Below are 12418 nucleotides of genomic sequence, written 5' to 3'. Positions count from 1 at the left end.
TCGGCACGGGGTGTGCTGCGCCCGCAGCCACGCTGGTCGAACAACACCGCACGAAACGCGGTCGGGTCGAAGAACCTGCGCATTCCCACGGTGCATCCGGATCCCGGACCTCCGTGGAGATAGAGGAGGGGAAGACCCGTCGAGATGCCGATGGTCTCCCAGTACACCGAGTTGCCGTCAGTCACCGCGAGGTGCCCCGAGTCGGACGGTTCGATCGCTGGGAACAGGTCCATTCGGCCGAGTCTGTCATGGCATGCGTCCCACCGAGTTCCCTGCGGCGTCCCGTTCGGTCATCGCCATCAGTCCGGCCTGGGAGTGACCGCGCGAGTACGCTGGCACTGCACCAGGGTCGGGGTTCGGTCCACCGCGGGAGGCTCACGCCATGCGCCGTGCAGCAGTTCATCGTTCGTTCCTCGCCCGCGCCGCGGCGTCCGCGGCCGTGCTCGCGATCCCGCTCGGCTCGTCCGCCGCAGCGACAGCGAGCCCGCCGCCGGAAGCAGCACCGCCGACCACGGTGTTCCAGGTGCCGATGCGCTTCCTCGCCGGATGCGTGGGCAGCATGTTCCCGTGCTTCACCCTGCAGCCGCCGACGACGGTGATACCGACCGCGACGCCTGGCGGATCGGGCGTCGTGACCTTCGCGGCGGAGCCTGCGGCGGACTGGTCCTACTGCTACGACACGACGGTGCATTGGCGGAACCTCACCACCGGCGCCGCGGGCTCCACGGCCCTCCGGATCGTCGAGCGGGACTACACCCGCGACCCGGAACCGGGGGACTGGTGCCGCTATGCCCCCGCGACGGCGTCCACCGGGAGCGGCACGGTCGCCGCGCTCGCCGACGTCGCCACCGTCGTCCCGTACGGTCCGTGGGGGTACAAGATCCTGGTCAACCCGGGTGTCGGCACCCTTCAGGTCCCCTGAGGGAGGTCCCGATGATCGAGGTCGTCCGCCGATTCGTCGCCTGCGCCGCCATCGGGGCCTGTTCGGTGCTGACGCCGGTGACCGCAGCCGCAGCCACCGCGGTCACCGTTCCGTTCCAGATCAACCCGGCACCGTTCGGGAACCCGTACGGCAGCCTCGATGTGCCCACGATCCGCTGTGTGGCCGTCGTCGGTGAACAGCCGGGGACGGTGCGGATCACCGGCCCGGATGAGGGCTGGTGGAAGTGCCTGCGCCCAGGCGATGTGCAGTGGCGGAACCTGTCGAGCGGGGCCGCCGGCTCCGCTCCGATGTCGACCGGAGCCGACGGATACCCGGAAGCGGTCCTGCCGACCGGGCCAGGGCGGGTCGTCCTCGTCGCCACGACCGGCGCGGGCCCGTACACCCCGGGCGTCGCGACCGTCCACGTCCCGTAGCAGACGCGCCGGGACGGTCAGTCCCCCTGGATCTTCGCCTTGTTGGCGCCGTCCCCGCGCAGGTAGCGCGGCGAGGTGTCGCGCATCCGGTAGGCCATCACGCCGACGATCAGCGCGACACCGAGGGTGACGCCGCCGACGATGCCCGCCCAGCCCGCGAAGCCGCGGGTGCTGGGGTCCTGGTAGCGGACCTCGGCGCGGAGGGTGTTGACCTCGCCGGGGGCGAGCTTCCAGGTGACGACCGAATCGCCGTCCCTGGTGCCGTTGGTGGTGGCGACGCGGGCCGGGAACGCGACACTGATCTGCACGTCGCTGCTCTCCGGCACCGCCTTGAGGTCGGCCTTGCCGTCGAGCACCACCACGTCGCCCGCGCGCTGGAAGTTCAGCTGCACCGACGACCCGACCTGGCTGGACATCGACCCGAGCTGCTGGACCTCGCCGAACGTCAGGTCGGTGAAGAACACCTGGGAGCCGACGAAGCCGTCCTGCTTGTACTCCTGGACCCGGACCTTGCCGATCAGCGAATCCGGCGTGGTGAGCTCGGGGCCCTTGTCCTGATCGCTGGTGGGGACGGTGGCCGCGACGAGCTGCCCGGACACCCGGTCGTCGGCGGACACCCCCATCGATACCTGCACGCGGAGGCAGCCGGTGAGCAGGGGGACGGCCAGCAGCAGCAGTGCGGTCACCGCTGCGAGGCGGGTGCGGGGGCGTCGATCACGGGTTCGGGTCGTCAGCACCTGGACATGGTGCCAGCCCGGCCCGGACGCGCGAGCGGCGGCACGCCGTCGGTGCGGCTCGGGTCGGACGTCACCTGGGCAGGAGCCGGCGCAGCCGGCCGAATCGGCCGTCGGACAACGCCACCCGCGCGGCGCTGCGCCCGCTGGACCCGGATACCCCGCCGCCGGGATGGGTGGACGCCCCGGTCAGGTACATCCCGGTCGCGCCCGGCACCCGGTGGCCGGACAGTTCGGGCAGCGGACGCCACAGGAACATCTGGTCGAGCGACATCTCCACATGCATCACATTGCCTCCGATCAGGCCCAGTTCCGACTCCAGGTCGGCCGGGGTCTGTACCAGGGTGTGCCGGATGGTGGACGCGAAGCCCGGCGCCAGCCGGTCGATCTCGCCGACGATCCGGGTGCCCTCGGACTCGGCGAGGTCGGACCACCGCCTGCCGCCGCTGAGCCGGTACGGATGCCACTGCGACCACAGCGTCGCCTGGTGCTCACCGGGCGGGCACAGGCTCGGGTCGAGGCCGCTGAACGTCATCGCGAGGACCGCCGGGGTCGGCGGCAACTCCCCGGCGAGCGCCGCGCCGTGCGCCAGCCGCAGCTGCGCACGGTCCGACACCAGCAGCTGCAGGCCCGACGTCACGGTCGTGTCTGCGGGGGCGCTCGGATAGTGCGGCAGCGCGTCGGTGCCGAGTCGGACGACCATGCCGATCCCCGGGCCGACGCGGATCCGGCGCCGCCAGTCCGCGATCCGGGTGGCGTCGAATCCGCCGGCCTCGAGCAGGTCCAGGGTCGTCAGGATGTGGCAGCCCGCGATCACGGTCCTCGAGCGCACCACGTGCCCCTGCTCGGTGCGGGTCAGCCAGCCGTCACCGTCCCGGCGCAGTTCCGCGACCGCGTCCCCGAGCCGGATCGTCGCGCCGTCGGACGCCAGCCGGGATGCCAGCGCCGCGGTCAGCGCGCCGCTGCCGCCGACCGCGCGGCCCGGCGGCAGGGTGTGCATGAGGGCAGCGAACCCGACCATCGGCGCGGTGCCCGGCTCGGACATCGGCGGCCCCGACTGGGCGCCGAACCAGGCCAGCGCGGCCCGGAGCCGCTCGTCGTCGAACCAGTCGTCGAGCAGGGCGTCCCCGGACGCGAGGAACTCCCTGGACAGCGTGGCCGGGCCGGGGCCGAGGTCGACGCCCCCGAACGAGCGGACCAGCCTGCCGCCGGTCGGCGGGGCGCCGAACGCCCGCATCACCGCGGCGGTCCGCGGACCCCACACCCCAACGAACCGGCGATACGCGTCGGCGTCCCGCGGCGAGCACGCGGCCGCGATCGAGTCGCAGGTGGCGTCCAGGTCGCGGTGAAACACGATGCCGGGCCGAGGGTCTCCTTGCGGGGCGGGCGCGAACGCCCACGGATCGCAGTCCAGGTAGCGCAGCCCGTGCGCGGCGAGGTCGAGCTCCTCGATGATGCCGGTGTGCCGGATCATGATGTGCGCCGACGAGCCGCGGTCCACCCGGTGCCCCGGGAACCGTTCGACCGTCGAGACGGCGCCGCCGAGTTCGGTGTCCCGTTCGAGCACCTCCACGGACCACCCGGCCCTGGCGAGGTAGCACGCCGAAACGAGCGCATTGTGTCCGGAACCCACCACCACCGCGTCGATCACGCCGCCCAGGTTAGCGATGGGCGCCGACAGGTCAGAGCGGGAGCGGGCGGCCGAGGACGGCGAACGGCCTGCTGTCCCCGGTAAACCGGAAGTGCCGCACGACATCGGTGAAGCCGATCCGGCGGTACAGGCGCCAGGCGCGGTTGTCCTCGTCCGGCACCTCGGGCGTCGACAGCAGCACCCGCGCCTCGGGGCGCCCGCTGAGCAGCCGGTCGAGCAGGGCGGCGCCGGTGCCGTGCCCCTGCGCGCGGGGGGAGACGTGCAGCTCGGTCAGTTCGAAGTAGTCGCCGAGGACGGACTCGATCGTGCCGGGGTCGGTGCCGGACCGCCGCATCCCCTCCCGGACCTGCTGCTGCCACCACTGGTGGGGGGCGCCGCGGTAGCCGTAGGCGATGCCCACCATCGCCTCGGCCCCGGAGGCGTCCGGCGCGAACGCGGCGATCCCGCACCACCCGGCCCGTGCGGTGTGCTCGGCCCACATCGGCGCCCGGTGGACGTCGGTGCCCCTCGGGTAGCCCATGGCCTCGACGTAGATGGACAGGGCCTGGGGCAAGCGGGCGCGCAGATCGGCGGCGGACAGCTCGACCAGGCGGGGTGCGGGGGTGGTGACGACCGGACTCACCCTCTCTCTTGACTCCGTGTCGGTGGGGGCGGTTATATTGTGAAGGTCGAACTAATGTTCGATATCGGCAATCCGGTGGAGCGCGAGGGAAGCGCGCTCCACCGGACTGCACGACAGGCGGTTGTGGGAGTGATCCGGTGACACTGGGGAGGTGTTCGGGATGGCTGTTCGGGTGAGCCTGCTCGACCGGGCGGACGCGTTGCTGGCGGAGGCGGGCCGATCCCGCGACCCGTCGGACCGATTCCGGGCGGCGTACCTGGCCGCGCTGCGGGGTGCCGGTGCCGCCCTTGCCGGGCGCACGCCACGATGCCGGTCCCGCAGCGCCTGGGTGTTGCTCAGTCGGGCCGACCCGGAACTGGCGGGCTGGGCGGACTACTTCGCGGCGCACTCGGAGACCCGGGCGGCGATCGAGGCGGGCATCTCGCGCACCGTCACCGCCGCGGAGGCCGATCGCTTCCACTCCGAGGTGTCCCGGTTCCTGACGGCGGTCGAGGACCGGCTCGCGGCGGTAGGGGCGCTCGCCGGCCGGGGTGACGGGAGTCTCGCCCGCGCGTCGGCGTGAGTCCGGGCGCGGCTGTCCACCAGGGCATCTGCGGGTCCGGGGGGAAACTCGGACAACTCGTCCTCGGAGTAGGTGGTACGCGGTCACGTGTACTCGTATCATTGACGGCAGGTAGCCGCGACCGTCGGCAACCGGTCGAGTCGACCCACGATTCGACCGCCACCATGATGTGCCGGGGGAGGTAGCCGTGCCACTCTCCGAGCACGAGCAGCGGATGCTCGATCAGATCGAGAGCGCTCTCTACGCCGAAGACCCTAAGTTCGCCTCCTCTGTGAGGGGAGGCCGTATGCATGCGGCCTCGAGCAAGAGTCGGATGCAGGCGGGGGCGCTCTTTGTCCTCGGACTCGTTCTCCTGGTTGCGGGCATTCCGCTCGCAACCATCGTGGGCAATGTGTTTCTGATCGTCAGTCTGCTCGGCTTCCTAGTGATGTTTGGAGCCGGAGTCCTGTTCCTTCGGGGATCGGGTCCGGGAGTGAAGGCTGGGTCGGGGGAGAAGTCCGGGCCCGCATCGGCGACCGGTAAGCCTTCGGGCGGTCGCCGGGGCGGCGGCGGATTCTCGTCCCGCATGGAAGATCGATTCAAGAAGCGGTTCGAGCAGGAGTAGTCCTCCCGCCCGCCCGCAACGTCTAAGGCGCGACACCAGGTGGTGTCGCGCCTTTGTCGTCGGTGCCATTGTTTGTCGGTGCCGTCGTCCGGTGCCGCCGTCGCCCGGTGCCCGGGTCAGCGCCCCGCCACCCCGGCAGGCGATCCCCACTCGGCCCCACCGCGTCCGCCCGGGGTGCGTGGCGGGGCCCGTCCCGGGTTGGAATCGGCGCCCGTCCTGGGGATTTCACCGCTGCGGTGACCGCGATGCCGACGCATTCCCGGTCGTGGTGGAGGACACACGAATCTTCCCCCACGCTCCGCCACGGTCATGACCTGCATTGACACCATCGCGGCGGCAAGGCGCGCCGACCGCGCAGCTTGAAAGTGGGGGAAAGTGGGGTAACGTGGTGCGCACTGGTTCGCCACGGTGAATCACAGAGTGAGGCCGTTCGTTTTTCGGAACATCCGGTTCTGCGGAACCGGGGATTCCCGTGAGACGCAGGGGAGGTGTCGAGATGTTTCTCGGTACCTACACGCCGAAGCTCGACGACAAGGGGCGGCTGACGTTGCCCGCGAAGTATCGCGATGCACTGGCGGGAGGTCTGATGGTCACGAAAGGGCAGGACCACAGCCTTGCGGTGTATCCGCGCGAGGAGTTCACGGCGCTCGCCCGACGGGCCGCAGCTGCGTCACGGAGCAACCCGGAGGCCCGGGCCTTCGTCCGCGCGCTCGCGGCGGGGGCCGACGAACAGCACCCCGACGCGCAGGGGCGCATCACCCTGTCCGGTGACCACCGGCGCTACGCGGGCCTGACAAAGGACTGCGTGGTCGTCGGCTCCGTCGACTTCCTGGAGATCTGGGACGCCCAGGCGTGGCGCACCTACTCCGAGGACAACGAAGAAACCTACTCCCAAGCCAGATCCGAGTCCCTGAGCGACATCCTGTAGCCGCCATTCGTCATCGGCGGATGCCGCGAGGCCTCTGCCCGACGCCGACCCTGACGCACTTCCCCAGCGCCAGGTCCGGTGGATCGGACAGAGACCTCGCGGCACCCGCCCCCACCTCGACACTCGATCGGACCACGATCGCAGCCACGACCGACGAGCAGAGAACACCGAACAGGACCGCAAGGGAGAACGCGTGGACGACGAAGCGAACCCCGCGGCCGATCCCGGCCACACCTCAGGGCAGGAGTTCGGCCACGTCCCCGTGATGCTCACTCGCGCAGTAGAACTCCTCGGCCCCGCGATCACCCGCGAGAGCGCCGACGGCAGCGGCGCGGTGATGATCGACGCGACCCTCGGGCTCGGTGGGCACTCCGAGCACTTCCTCCGGACCTACCCCGGGCTGCACCTGATCGGCCTCGACCGCGACCCAGCAGCCCTGGAGATCGCGGGCGGTCGCCTTGCCCCGTTCGGTGATCGAGTCACGTTGGTGCACACCAGATACGACGGCATCGCCGACGCCCTCGAGACCGCCGGATACGACCAGGTCGAGTCGGTTGCCGCGATCCTGTTCGATCTCGGGGTGTCCTCGATGCAGCTCGACGAGGCCGACCGTGGCTTCGCGTACTCGGTGGACGCGCCGCTGGACATGCGGATGGATCCGACGCGGGGCCAGACGGCAGCCGACATCCTCAACACGTACAGCCACGGTGAACTGGCCCGGGTGCTCAGCACATACGGCGAGGAGCGGTTCGCCGGTCGGATCGCGTCGGAAGTGGTGCGGCGCAGGAAGACCGAACCATTCACCACCAGCGCCCAGCTCGTCGAGGTGCTCTACGCGTCGATTCCCGCTGCGACCCGGCGCACCGGCGGACACCCGGGCAAGCGCACATTCCAGGCCCTGCGGGTGGAGGTCAACGGCGAACTCGACTCGCTGCGGGCCGCGATCCCGGCGGCGCTGGATGCGCTCACCGTCGGCGGTCGGGTGCTGTTCATGTCCTACCAGTCCCTCGAGGACCGGCTGGTCAAGCAGGAACTCACCCCGCGCACCAAGTCCCGGAGCCCGGAGGGGCTGCCCGTGGAATTGCCGGGCATGGGACCGGAGTTCGAGTCGCACACCCGCGGCGCCGAACGCGCGAGCGAGCAGGAGATCGAGGAGAACCCGCGTTCGGCGCCGGTGCGTGTGCGCTGCGTCGAACGGATTTCGAGGAGGGCGACGGCATGACAGTTCCCGTGCGATCGACTGCCGTGCGAGAGCGGGGCAGGACCGACACCATGCGTCCCCGCGCGGGCGGGCGCGCGCCGGCCACCACCGGTGACCGCACCCCGACCCGCCCCACCGGGGGAAGCCGGTCGACCGCAGCGCAACGGGCGTACGCCAAGCGCAGCCAGCGGGCCGAGATCACCGCGCCGGTCGCCCGCACGACCCGGGGGTCGCTGACCGCGCGGATCCCGTTCGTGGCCCTGGTCATCGGTTTGCTGTCGGTCGGGCTGGCGATCACGCTGCTGCTGACGACGCGGGCGGCCGAGGACTCGTACAAGCTCAGCGCGGCGAAGGCACACAATCAGGAACTGGTTGAGCGGAAGGCGGCCCTGGAACGGGATGTCCGCGTTGCGAACTCGGCTCCCGAGCTGGCCAGGAAGGCGGCCGAGCAGGGCATGATCCCGGCCAAGGAGGTGGCCCGACTGGTCGTGGCCGCGGACGGCACCGTCACCGTCGTCGGCGAACCGAAGCCGGCGACCGGCACCCCGGTGACGCCGCCGCCCGCGCCCGCCGCTGCGACCACCCCGCTCCGCGGAAGCGGTGTCGCCGCCGCGAACCTTCCGCCGGTCGGATCCCGGGCGGCCACGCCGGAGCCCGCCGCCGCGCCGGCAGGACCGGGCGTCGCCGTTGCCCCGGCACCTGCCGCCACGCCGCAGCCGGTCAATCCTCGGCAACCGGTGGCGGAGCAGGAACAATTGGTCCCCATGGAGCGAGGAGAACAGGCAGGTAACCAGGGCGGTCCGCAGTGAGCGGAGGTCGCCCCTCCCAACCCCGTCGCGCAGCTTCTGGCGGCGGGGTTCGCCGTTCGGGCGGCGCCGCGCGCCGACCGGCGGGCCGTCCGCGTCGGCCAGCAACCGGGGACCGGGCGAACTACCTGTTCCGGCACCGTATCGGCCGGGTCGTGATGTTCGGGGTGCTTGGTCTCGCCGTGCTGCAGCTGCTGTGGATCCAGGGCATTCAGGCGCCGCGGCTGTCCGCGGAGGCGGCCGATCAGCGCTCGACCACCCTCATCGACCCCGCAACCCGGGGCGCGATCACCGACCGCAACGGCAAGCCGATCGCGTTCACGATGGAGGCGAAGGCACTGACCTTTCAGCCGCCGAAGGTCCGCAAGGAACTTGAGGAGGCCGCGAAGAAGAAGGGGGAGGAGCCGAAGGTCAACGACCGGCTCGCCGCCATCGCGAAGGGCATCCACGACCGGCTCGGTGACGCAGCACCGGAGAGGGACGTGCTCGCCAAGCTCAAGAGCAACAAGACCTTCGAATACCTCGCGCGCGGGGTCGACCCGGACGTGGCCGCGAAGATCGCCGACGAGTTCCCGGAGGTCGGCCTGGAGCGGCAGGACATCCGGGAGTACCCGGGCGGTGCGCTCGCCGCGAACCTCGTCGGCGCCACCGGCTGGAACGGGCACGGCCTCCTCGGGCTCGAGGACTCGATGGACTCCACGCTCGCCGGGACGGACGGGTCGCAGACCTACGACCGCGGATCGGACGGCGCGGTGATCCCCGGCAGCTGGCGCGACAAGCAGCCCGCCGTCGACGGCTCCGGGGTCGAGTTGACCATCGACGCGGACCTGCAGTTCTACGTGCAGCAGCAGGCGCAGCTCGCGAAGGACCTGTCCGGCGCGAAGAACGCGTCGGTGGTGGTCCAGGACTCGCACACCGGCGAGGTCCTCGCGATGGCCAACGACAACACGTTCGACCCGTCGATCGGCGTCGGCAACAACATCGACCGGGAGATGGGCAATCCGTCGGTCAGTACCCCCTTCGAACCCGGATCGGTGAACAAGATCATCACCGCCGCCGCCGCGATCGAGGACGGCCTGACCACCCCCGACGAGGTGCTCCAGGTGCCGGGCACGATCCAGATGTCCGGGGTGTCGGTGAAGGACGCGTGGGATCACGGCGTCGTCCCGTACACCACCACCGGGGTGTTCGGGAAGTCCTCCAACGTCGGAACGCTGATGCTCGCGCAGCGGGTCGGGGAGGACCGATTCGCGGAGATGCTGACCAAGTTTGGGCTCGGGCAGCGCACCGAGGTCGGGCTGCCGGGGGAGAGCGCGGGCAGCGTCCCCAGCCGCGACCAGTGGTCGGGCGGCACGTTCGCGAACCTGCCGATCGGTCAGGGCCTGTCGATGACGCTGCTGCAGATGACGGGGATCTACCAGGCGATCGCCAACGACGGCGTGCGGATCCCGCCGCGGATCGTCCGCGCCACCGTCGATGCGGACGGCAACCGCACCCCGCTCGAGCATCCGGAGGGCATCGAGGTGGTCAGCGAGCAGACCGCGACCACGGTCCGCGACATGTTCCGTTCGGTCACCCAGCGGGACCCGATGGGCTACCAGCAGGGCACCGGCGTCGGGGCCGCCGTCGAGGGATACCAGGTCAGCGGGAAGACGGGCACCGCGCAGCAGGTCGACCCGAACTGCCAGTGCTACTCGAACTCGAACTACTGGATCACGTTCGCCGGGATCGCCCCCGCCGACAATCCGCGGTTCGTGATCGGGATCATGCTCGACGCCCCGGTCCGCAGCGCCGACGGGTCCGGCGGCCAGTCCGCCGCGCCGCTGTTCCACAACATTGCCGCCTGGATGCTGCAGCGCGACAAGATCCCGCTGTCCGCGGACCCCGGCCGACGGTTGGTGCTGCAGGCCGACTGACCGACCCCGTCCCACCGACGCCGGATACCCGGTCGAATCTGTGTTTCCCCGGCCACGCCGGTAACGTGACACGTCGGTTCACGGCCGACATGACCGTACCGATCGCCCACCGAACGCTCGAGAGGAGTCACCTGCCCGTGCACGGGAGCAACGACAGCGCCGAGGCAGGGTCGACGGCCGCGGCACCGGGATCACGCCCCGGGCACCCCCCGCGCACCGCGGTGACGATGCTCGCGGACCTCGTCGGGGCCCGGCTGCACCGGAACGACGCGGCCGCCGACCCGGTCGTCGTCACCGGCATCGACCTGCGGGCGCAGGAGATTCGGCCCGGTGACCTGTTCGCGGCGCTCCCGGGAACCCACGCGCACGGCGCCGATTTCGCCGCCGCCGCTGCCGAGCGGGGGGCCGTCGCCGTCCTCACCGACCCGGCGGGCCTCGACCGGATCGCGCGGGCCAGCATCCCGCTGCCGGTGCTGGTGCATCCGGACCCGCGCGCGGTGCTCGGCGCCGTCTCGGCCGCCGTCTACGGCACCCCGTCGCAGCGGCTGCGGATCGTCGGCATCACCGGCACCTCCGGGAAGACCACCACCTCGTACCTCGTCGAGGCCGGCCTGACCGCGGCCGGACGCCGCCCGGGCCTGGTCGGAACCATCGAGACCCGGATCGACGGCCGCCGGGTGCCCAGCGCCCTGACCACACCGGAGGCGCCGCAACTGCAGGCGCTGTTCGCGGTGATGCTCGAACGCGGCATCGACACCGTGGTGATGGAGGTGTCGAGCCACGCCCTCGCGCTCGGGCGGGTCGACGGCACCGCGTTCGCGGTCGGCGCCTTCACCAACCTGTCGCAGGACCACCTCGACTTCCACCGCGACCTCGACGACTACTTCGGCGCGAAGGCCCGCCTGTTCGACCCGGCGTCGACCGTGCACGCCGCCCGCGCGGTGGTGTGCGTCGACGACGAGTGGGGCAACCGGATGGCCGCGGTCGCCGGACCCGGCACGGTCACCGTCGGCACCCGCCCCGACGGCACCGCCGGATGGACCGCCTCGGACATCAGCACCGGCGCCGACGGCGGCCAGCGGTTCACCGTCAGCACGCCGGACGGCCGCGCGATGACCGCGACGCTGCGGCTGCCCGGCCGCTACAACGTCGCGAACGCGCTGCTCGCGCTCGCGATCCTGCACGAATGCGGCGTCGAACCGGAGGACGCGATCCGCGGCCTCGCCGCCGTCGACGTGCCGGGCCGGGTGCAGCGCATCGACCGCGGCCAGCCGTTCCTCGCGGTCGTCGACTACGCGCACAAGCCCGCCGCACTCGAGGCCGTCATCGCCACCCTCCGCGGGCAGAGCGACGGCAGGCTCGCCGTCGTCGTCGGCGCGGGCGGCGACCGCGACCACGGCAAGCGTCGGCTGATGGGTGAGGCCGCCGCCGCTGGCGCCGACCTGGCGGTGATCACCGACGACAACCCCCGCAGCGAGGACCCGGCCGCGATCCGGGCGGCACTGCTCGACGGCGCCCGGGCGGTCCCCGCGGACCGGCGCGGCGAGGTCAGGGAGATCGGCGACCGGGCCGCGGCGATCGCCGCCGCCGTCGACTGGGCGGGCCCCGGTGACGTCGTGCTCGTCGCGGGCAAGGGACACGAGATCGGACAGGAGATTGGTGGGGTGAAGTACCCATTCGACGACCGCGAGGTCCTCGCGAATGCCATCGACCGCGTGATGGGGGCCAGCCGATGATCGCGCTGTCCCTGCGGCGCATCGCCGAGATCGTCGGCGGCACCCTGCACGACGTCCCCGACCCGGACGCCGTCGTCACCGGCACCGTCGAGTTCGACTCACGGAAGGTCATCGCGGGCGGACTGTTCCTCGCGCTGCCCGGCGCCCGCGCCGACGGCCACGACCACGCGGCTGCGGCGATCGACGCCGGTGCGGTCGCGGTCCTCGCCGCCCGCTCGGTCGGGGTGCCCGCGATCGTCGTCGAGCCGCTCGGTCCGTCGGACAGCAACGCGATGGCCCTCGAGCACGACACCGACGGCTCC

Annotated in this window: 13 protein-coding genes and 1 pseudogene; 10 read left to right on the top strand and 4 right to left on the bottom strand. The window is 71.6% G+C overall.

The genetic code is table 11. The features are described from left to right. Positions 1 to 233: pseudogene (locus ACWF62_RS20025) on the bottom strand (prolyl aminopeptidase); the annotation flags it as partial. Between the two features lie 149 nt (positions 234 to 382). Between ACWF62_RS20025 and ACWF62_RS20020 the strand changes: the two are divergent. Both ACWF62_RS20020 and ACWF62_RS20015 read left to right on the top strand, forming a co-directional pair. Continuing rightward, the gene (locus ACWF62_RS20020; RefSeq protein WP_452631163.1) at positions 383 to 922 is read left to right on the top strand and encodes a hypothetical protein; all 540 of its coding nucleotides are present in this window, start codon (positions 383 to 385) and stop codon (positions 920 to 922) included. 11 nt (positions 923 to 933) lie between these two features. After that, a complete protein-coding gene (locus ACWF62_RS20015) occupies positions 934 to 1356 on the top strand; it encodes a hypothetical protein (protein ID WP_452631161.1) in 423 nt (140 codons plus the stop codon). 17 nt (positions 1357 to 1373) lie between these two features. Here the strand turns inward: ACWF62_RS20015 and ACWF62_RS20010 are convergent, their stop codons facing one another. From ACWF62_RS20010 to ACWF62_RS20000, 3 genes are all read right to left on the bottom strand, one after another. Next, the gene (locus ACWF62_RS20010) at positions 1374 to 2093 is read right to left on the bottom strand and encodes an LppM family (lipo)protein (protein WP_378507904.1); all 720 of its coding nucleotides are present in this window, start codon (positions 2091 to 2093) and stop codon (positions 1374 to 1376) included. A 70-nt stretch (positions 2094 to 2163) separates the two neighbouring features. Then, entirely contained in the window at positions 2164 to 3741 is a 1578-nt protein-coding gene (locus tag ACWF62_RS20005) for a phytoene desaturase family protein (protein WP_452631159.1), read from the bottom strand. 31 nt (positions 3742 to 3772) lie between these two features. After that, a complete protein-coding gene (locus ACWF62_RS20000; RefSeq protein WP_452631157.1) occupies positions 3773 to 4363 on the bottom strand; it encodes a GNAT family N-acetyltransferase in 591 nt (196 codons plus the stop codon). A gap of 160 nt (positions 4364 to 4523) precedes the next feature. Here ACWF62_RS20000 and ACWF62_RS19995 point away from each other — a divergent pair, with 160 nt between their 5' ends. The 8 genes from ACWF62_RS19995 to ACWF62_RS19960 form a co-directional block, all read left to right on the top strand. Beyond that, positions 4524 to 4925, top strand: a complete 402-nt coding sequence (locus ACWF62_RS19995; protein WP_378507901.1) for an SAV_6107 family HEPN domain-containing protein — start codon at positions 4524 to 4526, stop codon at positions 4923 to 4925. Between the two features lie 187 nt (positions 4926 to 5112). Continuing rightward, positions 5113 to 5529 (top strand): DUF3040 domain-containing protein, encoded by a 417-nt coding sequence (locus ACWF62_RS19990; RefSeq protein ID WP_452631154.1) that lies wholly within the window; start codon positions 5113 to 5115, stop codon positions 5527 to 5529. A 496-nt stretch (positions 5530 to 6025) separates the two neighbouring features. Continuing rightward, positions 6026 to 6457 carry a division/cell wall cluster transcriptional repressor MraZ gene (gene mraZ, locus ACWF62_RS19985; protein WP_378507899.1) on the top strand — a complete coding sequence of 144 codons (432 nt, stop codon included), beginning with the start codon at positions 6026 to 6028 and terminating at the stop codon, positions 6455 to 6457. A 193-nt stretch (positions 6458 to 6650) separates the two neighbouring features. Then, positions 6651 to 7679, top strand: coding sequence for a 16S rRNA (cytosine(1402)-N(4))-methyltransferase RsmH (rsmH, locus tag ACWF62_RS19980; RefSeq protein ID WP_378507898.1), 1029 nt, complete (start codon positions 6651 to 6653; stop codon positions 7677 to 7679). A gap of 50 nt (positions 7680 to 7729) precedes the next feature. After that, on the top strand, positions 7730 to 8467 hold the full coding sequence (locus tag ACWF62_RS19975; protein ID WP_452631152.1) for a hypothetical protein: 738 nt from the start codon (positions 7730 to 7732) through the stop codon (positions 8465 to 8467). 125 nt (positions 8468 to 8592) lie between these two features. Then, entirely contained in the window at positions 8593 to 10380 is a 1788-nt protein-coding gene (locus ACWF62_RS19970; RefSeq protein WP_452631167.1) for a peptidoglycan D,D-transpeptidase FtsI family protein, read from the top strand. Between the two features lie 131 nt (positions 10381 to 10511). Then, positions 10512 to 12116: a UDP-N-acetylmuramoyl-L-alanyl-D-glutamate--2,6-diaminopimelate ligase gene (locus tag ACWF62_RS19965; RefSeq protein WP_452631165.1), complete on the top strand. Its 1605-nt coding sequence runs from the start codon at positions 10512 to 10514 to the stop codon at positions 12114 to 12116. Next, on the top strand, positions 12113 to 12418 hold a 306-nt coding region (locus ACWF62_RS19960; protein WP_452631150.1), incomplete at its 3' end, for a Mur ligase domain-containing protein. The genes ACWF62_RS19965 and ACWF62_RS19960, both read left to right, overlap by 4 nt.

Source organism: Rhodococcus sp. NPDC054953, from assembly GCF_053609225.1.
Note: the sequence above shows the minus strand (reverse complement) of the source record. Positions and strands in the feature narration are given on the sequence as shown.

Excerpts from the sequence above, each read along its gene's own strand:
- ACWF62_RS20020 (WP_452631163.1), top strand. The coding sequence starts at position 383 with ATGCGCCGTGCAGCAGTTCATCGTTCGTTCCTCGCCCGCGCCGCGGCG.
- ACWF62_RS20015 (WP_452631161.1), top strand. The coding sequence starts at position 934 with ATGATCGAGGTCGTCCGCCGATTCGTCGCCTGCGCCGCCATCGGGGCC.
- ACWF62_RS19995 (WP_378507901.1), top strand. The coding sequence starts at position 4,524 with ATGGCTGTTCGGGTGAGCCTGCTCGACCGGGCGGACGCGTTGCTGGCG.
- mraZ (WP_378507899.1), top strand. The coding sequence starts at position 6,026 with ATGTTTCTCGGTACCTACACGCCGAAGCTCGACGACAAGGGGCGGCTG.
- ACWF62_RS19975 (WP_452631152.1), top strand. The coding sequence starts at position 7,730 with ATGCGTCCCCGCGCGGGCGGGCGCGCGCCGGCCACCACCGGTGACCGC.